Raw genomic sequence first — 14008 nt, 5'->3', positions numbered from 1 at the left:
TTCAGAACAACTGGCGGGGCAGCCAAAGCGCCATTTCCGGCCACGCGATAAGCACACCGGTGAAGGCGAGCATGAGGAGCACGAAAGGTGTTGCGCCACGGATGACGTCAATGATCGAGCCTTGGCCGCGCACACCCTGCACCACATAGAGGTTCATGCCGATTGGCGGGGTGATGAGACCGATTTCCATCATCAGCACCAGAAAGATGCCGAACCAGACCGGGTCGATGCCCAGATGCACGATAAGCGGAAAGACGACCGGCAGCGTGGCAATCATCATCGACAGCGTTTCCATGAAACAACCGAGAACAAGATAAAAAACGATCAGCAACAGCAGGATTTCGACGGGACCTGCGCCGAATTGCGAGACGAAGGCGGTCAGCGCCTGAGGCACCCCAAGGACGCCGATCACGAAATTAAGGAACTGCGCACCGACCATAATAAGCAGGATCATGGCTGAGATGCGCACTGTCGAGATCATCGCTTCATGCATCAATGTGATGGTGAAGCGACGCTTGGCGATAGCGACCGCGATTGAGCAGACCACACCAATCGCGGCGGATTCCGTCGGGGTGGCCCAGCCGGCATAGATCGAACCCATGACCACGACGAAGATGACGAAAGGCGGGAACATGTCCATAAGGCTTGCCATCTTGTCCGCGAAGGGACGATCCGGAAGAGTGGGGCCAGACAGGTCGGGCTTCAACACGCAGATCACTACGATCAGCATCATGAAACAGGCTGTCAGAAGAAGGCCCGGTATGATGCCGGCGGCAAACAGCTGGCCGATTGAAGTATTCGTCATAGACCCGTAGATGATCATGTTGATCGATGGCGGAATGAGGATCCCGAGTGTTGCGCCAGCTGCGATCGAGCCCGTCGTCAGCCGGTCGTCATATTTCCGTTCCTTGAGGATCGGGAGCGCAACCGTGCCAATGGTGGCGGCCGTTGCGACCGAAGAACCTGAGACAGCGGCGAAGACGGCGCTTGCGCCGATATTCGAGTGCAGAAGTCCTCCTGGCAACTTGCGCATCCAATCAGACAGGCAGCGATAGAGACCGTCCGCCACACCTGATCGGACGAGAATTTCGCCCAGGAAGACGAAGAGAGGGATGGCGGTCAGAATGAAATCGTTCTGGCCGCTCCACATCTGATTGCCGAAGCCGAGCAGGGTCGGCCAGCCGAGGAAGGCCCAGGCGCCGACGAATGCGGTGAGGAAAAGCGCGACGGCTACAGGCAGGCCGATCAGCATCAGCCCAAGCATAACGAGAAAACCGATTGAGGCTCCAAAAATATCGATCATCAGTGAAAGGCCTCCGAATTGTCGCTGATCTCGATACGTTCCTCTTCGATGATTTCGTCGAGTGTCTTGATGCCGTAGAAGCGGTTTAGGCTGCGTTGGTTTTTCATGGCCAGCAGCGTGGCATGCAGGGCAATAAGCGTTGAGGTGATGCCGAAGACCACAAGACCGGCGGCCCAAAGTAATTGTGGCATCCAGAGTGGTGTCATCAGAGGCGTTCCCGAAAGCGAACCAAACTCGAGGCTTTCGGACAATGCAGCCCCACTGCGCCAAGCGATGAATGCAGCCATCAGTGCCACACACCAGCAGGATATCAGGTTCAGTATAACCTGCGGTCCAGTGCCGACGCGCTCCACAATGATTTCAACACGGGTATGGGCTCGTTCCAGAAGCGCGTAAGAAAAACCGAACGCAGCCAGGATCGCCAGGACATAGCCGCCATATTCGTCAGAGCCCTGCAGTGAAAAGTTGAAAGCCGAGCGCATCACCACCTCGGCTGTAATCAGAAGTGTCAGGCCCAGCAGCATGTAGCCGGCGATCAGTGCGATCAGTCGCGCGATTGGCATCAGAGACCGCGTCAGCGGATTATCGGTGTTCGTCATGTGAAGCGGTCCCAGGGGAATGGACGGAAAGAGGCGAAGGGCAGTCCAGATGAACAGCCCTCCGCTTGTGGAGCTACTTGATCGTCAGGCCGGCTGCTGCACCGGCCGTCTTGTTCCAAGTTTCCGAGCAGGTTGCATCGACCTTGTTGCAGGTTTCCTTCCAGATCGGCAGGACGGTGTTTTCGGCTACGTCCTTGATTTTCTGGCGGTCGCTATCACTGATCGCAACAAGCTTCATGCTGAACTTTTTATGGTTGGCGCAGCTTGCTTCGCCGGTATTGCAAGCGACGGCATCGTCATTGGCGGTGGTGGCCAGGTCCCACAGCTTGTCTTCCAGCGCCTTGAACTGCGTCATAAGCGCGGTCTGCTGCTCGGATGACAGCTTCTTCCATGTGTTGAGGTTCATGAAATGGCCCTGTATCGAACCCGAAACGGAAAGCGGCAGCAGATAGGACGTTACTTCCGGCCAATTGCCTGTGTTACCTGAAGTCGGCGAGGTCACGCCGCAGGAGGCGACACCACGCTGGAGGGCAGGATAAACTTCCGAGAACTGTAGCGTGACCGGTGTAGCGCCAAAGCTCTCAAGCATTGCGGACATTGATGGCGTGAAGGAGCGAACCTTCAGACCTTTGAGGTCGGCAAGTTCCTTGATTTCCTGGTTGCAGTAGAAAACCTGAGGTCCAAATGGCCAAAGGGTCAGAACCTTGGCATTGAACTTCTGCTGCAAGCGCTGGTCGAAAGCGTCGCGATAGGCATCCACTACCTTGCGAAGCGACGGCATGTCGGTGGCAACGCCGATAAGGTCAACGCCCTCAAAGAAGGGATCGTCGCGAGAAGCCATGCCGATTTGCACCGACATGACGTCGAAGGAGCCGCCACGCAGCATGCGCAGGGCATCTGGAGCCTTTACTCCGACGACATCCATCGGATTGTAGTTGACCGCAAGATCGACGCCGGAGGCTGCGGGCAACCCCTCAAAGAAGGAGCGTTCGATATCAACTTGCTTGTTGTTTTGTGAGAAATTGCCCGCCACGCGCAGTGGCGTCTGAGCAGTTGCTGCCGTGACAGAAGCAATTAGGCCTGCTGCCAGCAATGGAGCGAAAAGAGTATTGCGCATCAAGAACCCCTTTTTTGAATTCATTTATTGCAAGAGTGTTGCAGATAAAAAACCTGTCGCCAACTGCAAATCGTATTTGAATGCGGAAAAAATAGCGCCGAGCCAGAGATGGCTAAAAAATAATCATTTAAGCAGAATTTTATGCAAAAAAGCCAGCAATTGCGGGATCTGTCGGCGATATGGCGGGTAGTTTTATCTTGCGTTTAATGGCCTTCTTCGGTGATAAAAGGAGAGGACATGGCGCTCAACCCGTGCTCGATCAGCTGGGGTGCGCTGATTGCGAGCGCGTGCGATGACTGTGGATATAGCGAGATTTTGAATGCAAAATAGCAGTAGTGATATCCGGCGAACGATTATCGGAATGTTGACGCCCTCATCCAATACCGTTGTCGAGCCCTTCACCTGCGCGTTGGCGCAGCCGCTCTTTCCGCAGGTAAGCGTGCATTTTAGCCGTTTCCGAGTAGTGCGCATTGCGCTGGACAGCGATTCCGACCAACAGTTCGAGCTCGATCCCATCTATCAGGCGGCCGAGCTTCTGATGGATGCCAATCCCGATGTGATTGCCTGGAACGGTACGTCTGCAAGTTGGCTGGGTTTTGATAAGGACGAAAAGCTATGCGCTACCTTGCAACAGCGTTTCGGTGTAAAGGCGACGAGCGCAATCCTCAGCCTCAATCGCTTAATCGAAAAGCTGGGTGTGAAGCGGCTCGGACTTGTGAGTCCTTATACTGACGACGTGCAGCAGAAGATCATTGCCAATTATCGCGAGATCGGCGTCGAAACCGTGGCCGAGAGCCATTCGGGACTTTCGGAGAATTTCGCCTTTGCGCAGGTCACCGAGGTGCAAATTGCTGAAATGTGCCGAGATGTCGCGAAGTCGAAACCCGATGCGATCGTGATTCTATGCACCAATATGCGCGGCCCGATGATCGCGGCTGAGCTCGAGCGGGAGCTTGGTATTCCGGTACTCGACTCGGTTGCTTTCACCCTTTGGGGCTGCCTTGACGAAACAGGTGTGCCGATGACGGCGCTTTCCAAATACGGCAGGATGTTTGCGGTCTGATGCGGCTTCATGTCCCGCAACAGTTTGCAATATACCGGAAATGATCAATGAGCGCAGACATACAAACCGCTCCGACCCTACGCGACGACGAGACACTGGACGATACCACGGCCGGTGGCTCATCAACGCTGCACGACAATTTGCTGGCTGGCCTGCGTGCCATGTTCATGGCGAGTGAACTTCCGGATGGATCTCGCATACCAGAGGCAGAACTATGCCAGCGTTTCGGGGTCTCACGCACGCCCCTCCGCGAGGCGCTGAAGGTGATGGCTGCAGAGGGATTTGTCATCCTGCGGCCCAATCGAGGTGCGATTGTGGCGCCGATCGACCCGGAAGAAGTCGGGCCGCTCTATGAGTTCAAAGGGGCATTGGAGCGGCTGATCGGGCTGACGGCGGCCGAGCGTGCAACAGATGAAGAGATCGCAGCGCTTGAGGTACTCCATCTTCAGCTAAATGAAGCGCTCAGTGCCAGTAGGCACGACGATTACACACATCTGAATTACCGATTTCACCGAGGCCTCGCTCAGGCTACACGCAATCCTTTGTTGATCCAGAATTATGAAACGGTTCAGCAGAGGATTTGGCGCTACCGCTTCCTGGTTAACGAGCACGACAGAAGACTGCAGCAATCCTTCGCCGAACATGAGCGCATTTTGACTGCACTTAAGGCGCGCACGCCCCTCGATCTCGCCGAGCGGCTGGAATCGCACAGCCGTCTGACCGGCCAGGCAATGCTTGCCGTCGTTGCAAGCAGGAAACTCGAAACGGCATCAGAGAACGCGAATAAACGCCGCGCTCCCGCAAGGCGATCACCCAATCCCATCGATACGGAGCAAGCCTGAACATGTATGACACCATCATCAAGGGAGGCCGTGTCGCTACGGCATCCGATGTCTTCACTTGTGACATTGCTATCCGTGATGGCAAGATCGCAGCACTCGGCACGGATCTTGGAGAGGCTCGGGATGTGATCGATGCTGGCGGTCGCTGGGTCCTGCCCGGCGGTATAGATAGCCACGTCCATATCTCCCAGCCCTCGGGCGAAGGCATCGTCATGGCGGATGATTTCGAAAGTGCGACGCGTTCCGCCGCAATCGGTGGCAACACTACAATCCTGCCTTTTTGCCTGCAGGAAAGCGGGAAGTCGCTACGTACGGCGATCGAGGCATACCATGCCAAGGCTGAAGGCCAGTGCTACATTGATGTGTCATTTCACATGATCATTTCAGATCCAACTCCGCAGGTTCTCGGTCAGGAACTACCTGCACTGGTACGCGACGGCTATACATCCTTCAAAATCTTCATGACCTATGACGGTCTCGCACTCAGCGACCTCGATATCATGCGGGTCATGGCGGTTGCCAAAGAAACCCGTGCCTTAGTGATGGTCCACGCAGAAAATTATGACATCATCCGCTATCTGACCCAGCAGTTCGAGACCGAGGGCAAGACGGCTCCGAGATATCACGCCTCTTCCCGTCCGAAGATCGCTGAGAGGGAGGCGACATATCGCGCGATCTCGCTCGCCGAACTGTCGGATGTTCCGCTGATGGTCGTGCATGTTTCCAACCGCGAGACGATGGAGGAAATCCGGCGTGCTCGGCAGCGCGGACTGCGAATCTACGGTGAGACCTGCCCCCAATATCTGGTACTGACCGAAAGCGATCTCGACGGACTCAACATGGAGGGCGCGAAGTATGTTTGTTCACCACCACCACGTGACGTAGACAGCCAGAATGCCTGCTGGGAAGGGCTGCAGCAAGATGTCTTCACGGTATTTTCCTCCGATCATTGTCCTTTCCGCTACGATGATCCGCAGGGCAAGCTCACGCCCAAAGGGCGGACAAGCTTTCGATGGGTGCCAAACGGCATTCCGGGTGTTGGTGCGCGTCTGCCGATCCTTTTTTCGGAGGGCGTCATGAAGGGTCGTATAGACATCAATAAATTCGTAGCGGTCACTTCGACAAACCACGCCAAGACCTATGGTCTTTATCCGCGCAAGGGTACGATCGCCGTCGGCGCCGATGCAGACATCGCAATATGGGATCCCGAACTCAGACAGGTTCTGACCCATTCCATGCTGGATGACGGCTCTGACTACACGCCTTACGAGGGGCTTGAAGTAACCGGTTGGCCTATATTGACGATGGTGCGAGGCAAGATCGTCGTGCGTGACGGACAGCTCGCGGCTGAAAAGGGGGGCGGAACCTATCTGCCACGCGACATCAGCAGTTATGCCTGAAGTCACACCTAAGTACGCGCTCTTACAGGCCACTCTGTTTCGTTGGCTGATTTTATGGTTTAACCCATCACCCACCGTGTTAATGTACACGGGCAGAACGAAGGCTGCCTGACATTCGCTAGAGATTTCAATGTTTTGCCATGATCTTTTACAAAGGGTCGAAGGTTCAAATCTCTTCAAGAGCGGCAATCAAGTTTCTCGTTTTGCGCACACGGTGTTGCCTTCGGTCAGACCGATATCAATCAGATCAACCGAGGTTTTCGAGCGTAACTCGGAGGGGGCTAGTGCTGCGTTTGCCGCCCTACGGCCAATCTCCAATAGGGGTACCTCAATGGTGGTCAACCGTGTTGTGAGTGAATGCAAAAGCGCTGTTCCGTTAAAGCCATTGACCGAGATATCGTTTGGGACGTCAACCGTTGTCTCAAGCAGGTAGCGAAGGCCGCCGATCGCCATGGCGTCGTTGAGGTAGTGAATTGCCTGCGGCATTTCTCCTTTGGCGATGAGCGATTTTGTTAATGAGTAGCCGGTCTCCGTGCTGCGGGGCAGCTGCGGATCAGTCACCAACTCCAGGCTGGCGCCGTGTGTCGCCAGAGAATTGCCGTACCCCTCAAGCCTTGAGGCCGCACAGAGATCTTGAGATAGTTGAGATCCGATGTATGCACAGCGGGTCAGGCCGGCGTTGATGAAGCTCTCGGCCGCCAACCGGCCGGCGCTCAAATGCGAAAAGCCTACTGTGGCATCAAGGTCCGGTTTGTCGCCATCCCACAACTGCACGGCCCTTACGCCAGACCGGCGCAGCAGACGCTTGGTGCGTTCGTCGCGCGCAATGCCTCCTGTCAAAATGAGGGCAGCCGGCTTCATCGTTAGCATCATGTGGACGATGCGAAGCTCGTTCGCTGGGTCGAAGAAACTTTCCCCAATAAATGCGGTGTATCCCTTTTTGTTCAGGACCTCATTTATGCCAGCCAACACGCCGGCGAAGACCTGATCGCCGATCGAGGGAATAACAATTCCGATCAGCGAGCTCGTTTGCGAAGACAGTGAGCCAGCCAAGCGGTTTGGAACATAGCCCAGTTCATCGGCAATGCGGGAGACCCGGTCGCGCGTTTCACTGGCGATACGGCCTGTTCCACGCAGCACTTTTGAGACCGTCATGCTGCTGACGCCGGCGGCCTTGGCAACGTCGGCGATCGTGATCGTACGGGGGAAATGCGGGACTTGACTCATAGCAATGTTATCGATACCAATTTGGGTTAACGATAACCCATTGTAGGGTTTGACGCAACGAGTCTTCGGGGAGGAGGATCTCATGCGACGTCTGTTCCAGGCGATCTGGTCGATGATCGACATCCTTATGGCGGTCATTCTCGCAGCCATGATTGCGCTTGTCTTCGCCAATGTGGTTCTGCGCTACGGCTTCTCCTCGGGCATACGACAGTCGGTCGAGTTGGCCCGATTATGGTTCGTCTGGATCGTCATGCTGGGTGCTGCCGTCGTTCTGCGCCGTGGCGAGCATCTTGCCGTTGCCGAGTTTTCCGAAGCGCTGATGCCGAGAGCCGTTCCGATCCTGCGCCGGCTTTGCTGGGTCGTAGTCATGGTTGCTGTTGGCATGCTGTTCATCGGCGCGCTCAACCAGACCATGGCGAACTGGAACAACCTGTCGCCTCTGACAGGGCTGCCGTCCGGTCTCTTTTACCTCGCGGGCGTCGTCTCGTCTGTTTTGATGGCCTCGATCGCCATCGTTCGCTTCATCGATCCGATGAGCATAGATGCTCGCATTGCAGAGGATACCAAGGAATGACTCTTATCCTGTTCCTCGGCGTTCTGTTCGTCGCGATCCTTGCGGGGCTTCCCGTCGCCTTTGCTCTCTTGCTTTCCGCCATGGCGCTCATGCTGCATCTGGGCACGTTCAGCCCCGATATCCTGGCGCAGGGTCTGATCAACGGTGTCGACAGCTTCCCCCTGCTCGCCATCCCCTTCTTCCTTGTGGCCGGGGAGGTGATGTCCAAGGGCGGGCTGTCGGAGCGCATCGTTCGTCTCGCGATGACGCTTGTCGGCCACAAGCGCGGTGGCCTTGGCTATGTTGCCATTCTGACCGCGATCGTTCTGGCAGGACTGTCAGGATCAGCCGTTGCCGATGCGGCAGCCCTGGTGGCGATCCTCTATCCCATGATGCGCAAGGCCGGTTATCCGGAAGGTCGAAGCCTCGGCCTGCTCGCTTCGGGTGGCATCATCGCGCCGATCATTCCGCCTTCCCTGCCGCTGATCTTGATCGGCGTTGCCGGCAATATCTCGATTGCCAAGCTGTTCATGGCCGGTATTGCGCCGGGGTTGATGATGGGGCTGACGCTGATGGCAGTCTGGTCCTTCATCATGCGCAACGAGCAGATCGACACGCTGCCGAAGGCGAGCGGCAAGGAGCGGTTGGCCGCGCTGAAAGACGGTATCTGGGCGCTGCTGTTGCCGGTGATCATCATTGGCGGCATTCGTTCGGGTGCCTTCACGCCGACCGAGGCCGCAGTCGTTGCCGCCGTCTATGCAATCCTCGTGTCCACCTTCGTCTATCGCGCCCTGACTTGGAAGATCCTTTTTGAAGTGCTGGTGACGGCTGGTCGGTCGACAGCCATGGTCATGTTCCTGGTCGGTGCAGCCATGGTTGCCGCCTGGCTGATCACGGTCGCACAGTTGCCTCAGCAGCTTGCCGAAACGCTGCAGCCGCTGATCGACAGCCCGAGGCTTCTGATGCTGGTGATCATGCTGATCGTGCTGGCCGTCGGCATGGTGATGGATCTGTCTCCGACCGTTTTGATCCTGGTGCCACTGTTCATGCCTGTCGTGAAGATGGCGGGCATCGATCCGGTCTATTTCGGACTTATGTTCATCCTCAACTGCTCGATCGGCCTTTTGACGCCACCGGTCGGGACCGTCCTCAACGTCATCTGTGGGGTCGGACGCGTCCCGATGAGCGTGGCCGTGCGCGGTGTGACACCGTTCCTGCTCGCCTACGCGGCTTTGCTCGGCCTTTTCATCATCTTTCCGCAACTCATTACCGTTCCCGCCAAGTTCCTTGGCGGCTGAGACTTCACAACAGGGAGGAGCCTGACATGAAAATCTTGAAAGTGCTTGGACTAGCAACCGCAATCGCCTTTACCGGGGTTTCCGCGCATGCCGAAACAGAGCTGAAACTTGCTCATGCCGCGCCCGATACCGATCTGCAGCAGACCCTCTCCGTCTTCTTCAAGGAGCAGGTCGAAGCGCGCACGAACGGCTCGGTCAAGGTCACCATTTTCCCCCAGGGGCAACTCGGCAACGACCAGGCGATGATCGATGGTGCCCGTTCCGGCATCATCGACATCGTCATGACGGGCCTCAACAACCTGACCGGTCTGGTGCCGGATGCCGGTGCCTTTGAACTGCCCTTCATGTTCCCCAACCGGGAACTTGCCTACAAGGTCCTAGACGGGGAAGTCGGGCAGGGCGTTTCGGCCCAGTTCACCCAGCATGGCCTGAAGATGCTCGGCTATCCGGAAAACGGCTACCGCAACATGACCAACAATCGCGGTCCCATCCGCGTGCCGGCCGATGTTTCCGGGCTCAACATGCGCGTCAACAACTCCAAGGCCCTGAACGACATGTTCGCGGCACTCGGCGCCAATCCGACGCAGTTGCCGGTCGCCGAACTCTACACAGCGCTTGAGACGGGTGTGGTCGATGCGCAGGATCATCCGATCGGCATCGTCCTGTCCTTCAAGTTCAATGAAGTGCAGAAGTATCTGAGCATGACGCAGCATGCCTATTCGGCGCTGGCGCTCGCCATCAACGATGCCAAGTTCAACGGCCTGACCGCCGATGAGCAGAAGGTGATCCTTGAAGTTGCCGCCGAGGCTGTTGCCATGCAGCGCAAGCTCGCACAGGAGAAGGAGGCATCGATGATCGCCGAGCTCCAGGCTGCCGGCATGGAGGTCAACACGGATGTCGACGCTGCGGCCTTCCAGGCTGCGGTCAAGTCGGTCTGGGATGGTTATACCGCCGCCAATGGCGATGCAGTCGTCAATGCTGTGCTGGCAACCCAAAAGTAACGGATTGAAAATTGGCGAAGAGAAAGGGCGCATAATCAGCGCCCTTTTTCATGCCATTACGGGCTCGATTGGCGACGCATCAGGATCGGTTCAAGAGCAATGGTCGCGGGGCCTGCCTGCGTGCCATCGAGAACATCAAGGATGAGCTCGGCCGCGCGTTTGCCGATTTCACGGGGCAGCGGGTTTATAGTGGTGAGCGACGGCACGCAGATCCCAGCGATCTCGTAGTCGCCGAAGCCGGCGACGGCGATCTGTCCAGGGACATTCACGCCGCGCCTCTGACATTCCGTCAGGGCGCCAAAGGCTGACAGGTCGGACACGCAGATGACGGCTTGTGTGTCCGGCAGCGTGTCCAACAATCGGCCCATGGCGTCTGCGCCTTCTCTCATGGAAATGGGCGGTGTGCCGGCCGCGATCAGTCGATCGGGATCCAGACCGTGTGCCTGCATGGCCGCGATGAAGCCCGCCCGGCGATCCGTGCCACGGGTGTCACGGTCGGCATCGCCGCCGATAAAGGCAATTCGGGTGATCCCGACCGAGACGAAGTGGTCGACCATTGAGCGAACCGCAGCCGCGTTGGAGAAGCCGACGACATGGCCGACGGGATTGTCGGGCAGATCCCAGGTCTCGATGACAGGTATGCCTGCATTTTCCAGCAGACGCCGCGTCCGCGGGGTGTGGCGCCCGCCCGTCACGACGATCGCTTCCGGGCGGCGGCGAAGCAACTGTTCGACCAGTCGCTCTTCTTCCTGGATGTCATAATCCGTATAACCGAGCAGGATCTGCAGGCCGCGCTCCTTCAGCCCCTCGGACAGTCCGCGCACGGTATCGGCGAAGTTGGCATTGTTGATCGATGGGATCGTCACGGCGACAAAATCGGTGCGCTGCGAACGCAGATTGGACGCCGTGCTGTCAAAGACGTAGCCGAGGCTGTCGGCGGCTTCGAGGATGGCACTGCGCGTTGCGTCGCTCACGGAGGCGTCACGCTTGAACGCCCGGCTCACCGTCATGGGCGAGACGCCCGCAAGGCGGGCGACGTCGGCCATGGTCGGTGCTTTGCGGGGCGTGCTCATACCATTTTGTTATCGTTATCTCTGGCGAAAATCCAGTCTCTGCAGGGTTAGATCACAGGGGCGTGTATTCATGCGCCGTTGTGACGTGATGATGGATCGAGCCAGTGAAGAAGCGCTCCAGGACGGACTCGGTCGCGGCCCTCGCCTCGGTGCGAACGTGGCTCGCAAGGGCTGCGTCTACGCTCGGCAGATCTGGATAGCTGATGGCGAGGATCATCGGATATTCCGGTGCGCCGTCATCGCGACTTTCGGCGAAGGTGACGCGGACGGAGAGGGCGCCGGGGAACTGGCGCCATTTCGGCAGGATTTCGGCGAGGACGGCGGCGCGGAAAGCCTCCGTCTGTCCTTCATGGATCTTGCCGTCGAACAATGCGTAGCGGGTGATCATGGGGCAATCTCCTTGTTGGGTCCCTTGAAATATTCCATCAATGCGGCCTGGTCCTCGCCGCCGAGGCCGGCGGCTGTCAGCATGCGGTGGACTTCGGCGCAGATCGCTGTCAGCGGCATCGAGGTGTGCGTGAGCCTCGCCAGATCCTGGGCGGCGTTGAGGTCCTTGACCATGTTGTCGATGCGCCCGGTGCGGCGGTAATCCCTGCTGGCGAAGCGCGGCATGTATTCCTGCAGAAGTGCGCTGTCGGCGCGGCCACCTTTGAGCGCCTGCGGAATCTTCTCGACATCGACGCCGGCTGCTTCGGCGAGGGCGGTTGCCTCGGCCACAGCCAGGAAGCCGAGGCCGCAGAGCACCTGATTGATCATCTTGGTGGTCTGTCCAGCACCTGGACCGCCCATATGGGTCTGGTTTCCGGCGAGCTTCGACAGGATGCCCTGCGTTTCCTGCACGTCGGCTTCGGCGCCGCCCTGCATCAGGGTCAGCTGGCCAATCGCGGCCTTCGGAATGCCGCCGGACAGAGGGCTGTCCACCCAGCGCAAGCCACGGGTCGCGCCTTCTGTCGCGAGTGCTTTTGTCGTCTCCGGGTCGATCGAGGACATGTCGATGATCAGCGTGCCGGGCTTGGCCCCTTCGGCAACGCCCTGCGGCCCGAAGACGGCGGCGCGGACGATGGCTGCCGAGTTAAGCGAGAGGATAACGGCCTTGGCCTGGCTTGCCGCATCTGCTGCCGACGAAGCTGCAGCGGCACCCTTTGCGACAAGGGCTGCAATCTTTTCTGGGTCACGATCGTAGACGATCAGGTCCGTTCCGGTCTCTGTGAGGCGGGCGCCGATGGCACCGCCCATGGCACCGGCCCCGATGAGGGCGATCTTGTTGGTCATTGCGGGCTTCCTCCGAGATTAGACAGGACCTCGCCGACGATATTTGCCATCGGTTGGTCGATCGTCACTTCGATGGCTTCGTCCGGCCCTGGCTTTTCCAGGGTCGCGAACTGGCTGTCGAGCAGTGACAGGGGCATGTAGTGGCCGGCGCGGGAGGCCATGCGCGATGCAATGAGATCGCGGTCGCCCGCGAGATGGACGAATGTCACCTCTCCGCCAGCGCCAGCGCGAATTCTGTCGCGGTAAACGCGCCGAAGCGCAGAGCAGCCGATGATCAGCGGCGCCTCGCTTCTCAGTGTGTCGGCAATCCGATCGAGCCAGGGCCAGCGGTCGTCATCGTCAAGCGGAATACCTGCCCGCATCTTCTCGACGGCTTCGGTGCTGTGGAGATCGTCGCCGTCGCGGTATGGGATATCAAGCTGTTCGGACAGAGCGGCGCCGACGCTCGACTTGCCGCAGCCTGCCACGCCCATGATGACCAGACGCAAGCTCATAGCGATGCCGTGATCCCGCCGTCGACATAAAGGATATGTCCGTTGACGAAGCTGGATGCATCGGAAGCGAGGAAGATGCATGCGCCCTGCAATTCCTCGACCTTGCCCCACCGGCCGGCCGGCGTGCGTTTTTCGAGCCAGGCCGAGAAGGTCGGGTCGGCGACGAGAGCTGCATTCAGCGGCGTGTCGAAATAACCGGGTGCAATCGCGTTGCAGTTCAGGCCGTGCTTGGCCCAGTCGGTGGCCATGCCCTTGGTCAGGTTGCCGACCGCGCCCTTGGTCGCGGTGTAAGGGGCAATCGAGGGGCGGGCGAGTGCGGTCTGGACGCTGGCGATATTGATGATCTTGCCGCGACCACGGGTGATCATGTGGCGGGCAACGGCCTGGCCGACATGGAAGACGCTGGCGATATTGGTCTGCAGCAGGCGCTCAAAAGCGTCGGCGGGGAAGTCTTCGAGTGGTGCGCGATGCTGCATGCCGGCATTGTTGACGAGGATGTCGATGCCCTTGCCGGAGGCCTCGTAGGCATCGACGGTCGCGCGCACAGCATTGTGGTCCGTCGCATCGAAAGCGAGCTGGTCGGCACCCTCGATCCGTGCGGCCGCATCCTTGAGTTTTGCCTCGTCGCGGCCGTTGAGGACGATCTCGGCGCCGGCAGCCTTGAGACCCTCTGCCAGCGCAAAGCCGATCCCTTGCGAGGATCCGGTGATCAGAGCGCGCTTGCCCTTCAGGTCGAACAGGTTCAGTGCCACGGTTTACTCCCTTC

At 58.4% G+C, this 14008-nt stretch carries 15 protein-coding genes; 6 read left to right on the top strand and 9 right to left on the bottom strand.

The window, feature by feature from the left end:
* Position 1: 1 nt before the first annotated feature.
* The 3 genes from OU993_RS20315 to OU993_RS20305 form a co-directional block, all read right to left on the bottom strand.
* On the bottom strand, positions 2-1303 hold the full coding sequence (locus OU993_RS20315) for a TRAP transporter large permease (RefSeq protein WP_268160524.1): 1302 nt from the start codon (positions 1301-1303) through the stop codon (positions 2-4).
* Positions 1303-1902 (bottom strand): TRAP transporter small permease subunit, encoded by a 600-nt coding sequence (locus OU993_RS20310; protein ID WP_268160522.1) that lies wholly within the window; start codon positions 1900-1902, stop codon positions 1303-1305. Before OU993_RS20310 ends, OU993_RS20315 begins: the two co-directional genes overlap by 1 nt.
* A 73-nt stretch (positions 1903-1975) precedes the next feature.
* Positions 1976-3019, bottom strand: coding sequence for a TRAP transporter substrate-binding protein (locus tag OU993_RS20305; RefSeq protein WP_268160520.1), 1044 nt, complete (start codon positions 3017-3019; stop codon positions 1976-1978).
* Positions 3020-3380: 361 nt separating this feature from the next.
* Here OU993_RS20305 and OU993_RS20300 point away from each other — a divergent pair, with 361 nt between their 5' ends.
* From OU993_RS20300 to hydA, 3 genes are read left to right on the top strand one after another with little or no spacing between them, the layout of a single operon-like run.
* Positions 3381-4082, top strand: coding sequence for a maleate cis-trans isomerase family protein (locus OU993_RS20300; protein ID WP_268160518.1), 702 nt, complete (start codon positions 3381-3383; stop codon positions 4080-4082).
* Between the two features lie 47 nt (positions 4083-4129).
* Positions 4130-4924: a GntR family transcriptional regulator gene (locus OU993_RS20295; RefSeq protein WP_268160517.1), complete on the top strand. Its 795-nt coding sequence runs from the start codon at positions 4130-4132 to the stop codon at positions 4922-4924.
* A gap of 2 nt (positions 4925-4926) precedes the next feature.
* A complete protein-coding gene (hydA, locus tag OU993_RS20290; RefSeq protein WP_268160515.1) occupies positions 4927-6324 on the top strand; it encodes a dihydropyrimidinase in 1398 nt (465 codons plus the stop codon).
* Positions 6325-6513: 189 nt separating this feature from the next.
* Here hydA and OU993_RS20285 read toward each other — a convergent pair whose 3' ends face one another.
* Positions 6514-7674, bottom strand: coding sequence for a LacI family DNA-binding transcriptional regulator (locus OU993_RS20285; RefSeq protein ID WP_268160513.1), 1161 nt, complete (start codon positions 7672-7674; stop codon positions 6514-6516).
* Here OU993_RS20285 and OU993_RS20280 point away from each other — a divergent pair.
* From OU993_RS20280 to OU993_RS20270, 3 genes are read left to right on the top strand one after another with little or no spacing between them, the layout of a single operon-like run.
* Complete coding sequence (locus OU993_RS20280; protein ID WP_268160511.1) at positions 7634-8125, top strand: TRAP transporter small permease; 492 nt, start codon at positions 7634-7636, stop codon at positions 8123-8125. The genes OU993_RS20285 and OU993_RS20280 overlap by 41 nt on opposite strands.
* Positions 8122-9402, top strand: coding sequence for a TRAP transporter large permease subunit (locus OU993_RS20275; RefSeq protein ID WP_268160428.1), 1281 nt, complete (start codon positions 8122-8124; stop codon positions 9400-9402). Before OU993_RS20280 ends, OU993_RS20275 begins: the two co-directional genes overlap by 4 nt.
* Before the next feature lie 26 nt (positions 9403-9428).
* The gene (locus tag OU993_RS20270) at positions 9429-10403 is read left to right on the top strand and encodes a TRAP transporter substrate-binding protein (RefSeq protein WP_268160426.1); all 975 of its coding nucleotides are present in this window, start codon (positions 9429-9431) and stop codon (positions 10401-10403) included.
* A gap of 56 nt (positions 10404-10459) precedes the next feature.
* Here the strand turns inward: OU993_RS20270 and OU993_RS20265 are convergent, their stop codons facing one another.
* From OU993_RS20265 to OU993_RS20245, 5 genes are read right to left on the bottom strand one after another with little or no spacing between them, the layout of a single operon-like run.
* Positions 10460-11476 carry a LacI family DNA-binding transcriptional regulator gene (locus OU993_RS20265; protein WP_268160509.1) on the bottom strand — a complete coding sequence of 339 codons (1017 nt, stop codon included), beginning with the start codon at positions 11474-11476 and terminating at the stop codon, positions 10460-10462.
* Between the two features lie 52 nt (positions 11477-11528).
* Entirely contained in the window at positions 11529-11864 is a 336-nt protein-coding gene (locus tag OU993_RS20260; protein ID WP_268160422.1) for a hypothetical protein, read from the bottom strand.
* Positions 11861-12748, bottom strand: a complete 888-nt coding sequence (locus tag OU993_RS20255) for an NAD(P)-dependent oxidoreductase (RefSeq protein ID WP_268160420.1) — start codon at positions 12746-12748, stop codon at positions 11861-11863. The genes OU993_RS20260 and OU993_RS20255 overlap by 4 nt, the downstream gene beginning before the upstream one ends.
* Positions 12745-13242, bottom strand: a complete 498-nt coding sequence (locus OU993_RS20250) for a gluconokinase (protein WP_268160418.1) — start codon at positions 13240-13242, stop codon at positions 12745-12747. The genes OU993_RS20255 and OU993_RS20250 overlap by 4 nt, the downstream gene beginning before the upstream one ends.
* A complete protein-coding gene (locus OU993_RS20245) occupies positions 13239-13994 on the bottom strand; it encodes an SDR family oxidoreductase (RefSeq protein ID WP_268160416.1) in 756 nt (251 codons plus the stop codon). Before OU993_RS20245 ends, OU993_RS20250 begins: the two co-directional genes overlap by 4 nt.
* Positions 13995-14008: the final 14 nt, after the last annotated feature.

This window comes from Rhizobium sp. SL86, assembly GCF_026672545.1.
Taxonomy (GTDB): Bacteria; Pseudomonadota; Alphaproteobacteria; order Rhizobiales; family Rhizobiaceae; genus Neorhizobium.
This window is presented reverse-complemented; position numbering and strand designations above follow the sequence as displayed.

Excerpts from the sequence above, each read along its gene's own strand:
- OU993_RS20315 (WP_268160524.1), bottom strand. The coding sequence starts at position 1,303 with ATGATCGATATTTTTGGAGCCTCAATCGGTTTTCTCGTTATGCTTGGG.
- OU993_RS20310 (WP_268160522.1), bottom strand. The coding sequence starts at position 1,902 with ATGACGAACACCGATAATCCGCTGACGCGGTCTCTGATGCCAATCGCG.
- OU993_RS20305 (WP_268160520.1), bottom strand. The coding sequence starts at position 3,019 with ATGCGCAATACTCTTTTCGCTCCATTGCTGGCAGCAGGCCTAATTGCT.
- OU993_RS20300 (WP_268160518.1), top strand. The coding sequence starts at position 3,381 with ATGTTGACGCCCTCATCCAATACCGTTGTCGAGCCCTTCACCTGCGCG.
- OU993_RS20295 (WP_268160517.1), top strand. The coding sequence starts at position 4,130 with ATGAGCGCAGACATACAAACCGCTCCGACCCTACGCGACGACGAGACA.
- hydA (WP_268160515.1), top strand. The coding sequence starts at position 4,927 with ATGTATGACACCATCATCAAGGGAGGCCGTGTCGCTACGGCATCCGAT.
- OU993_RS20280 (WP_268160511.1), top strand. The coding sequence starts at position 7,634 with ATGCGACGTCTGTTCCAGGCGATCTGGTCGATGATCGACATCCTTATG.
- OU993_RS20285 (WP_268160513.1), bottom strand. The coding sequence starts at position 7,674 with ATGTCGATCATCGACCAGATCGCCTGGAACAGACGTCGCATGAGATCC.
- OU993_RS20275 (WP_268160428.1), top strand. The coding sequence starts at position 8,122 with ATGACTCTTATCCTGTTCCTCGGCGTTCTGTTCGTCGCGATCCTTGCG.
- OU993_RS20270 (WP_268160426.1), top strand. The coding sequence starts at position 9,429 with ATGAAAATCTTGAAAGTGCTTGGACTAGCAACCGCAATCGCCTTTACC.
- OU993_RS20265 (WP_268160509.1), bottom strand. The coding sequence starts at position 11,476 with ATGAGCACGCCCCGCAAAGCACCGACCATGGCCGACGTCGCCCGCCTT.
- OU993_RS20260 (WP_268160422.1), bottom strand. The coding sequence starts at position 11,864 with ATGATCACCCGCTACGCATTGTTCGACGGCAAGATCCATGAAGGACAG.
- OU993_RS20255 (WP_268160420.1), bottom strand. The coding sequence starts at position 12,748 with ATGACCAACAAGATCGCCCTCATCGGGGCCGGTGCCATGGGCGGTGCC.
- OU993_RS20250 (WP_268160418.1), bottom strand. The coding sequence starts at position 13,242 with ATGAGCTTGCGTCTGGTCATCATGGGCGTGGCAGGCTGCGGCAAGTCG.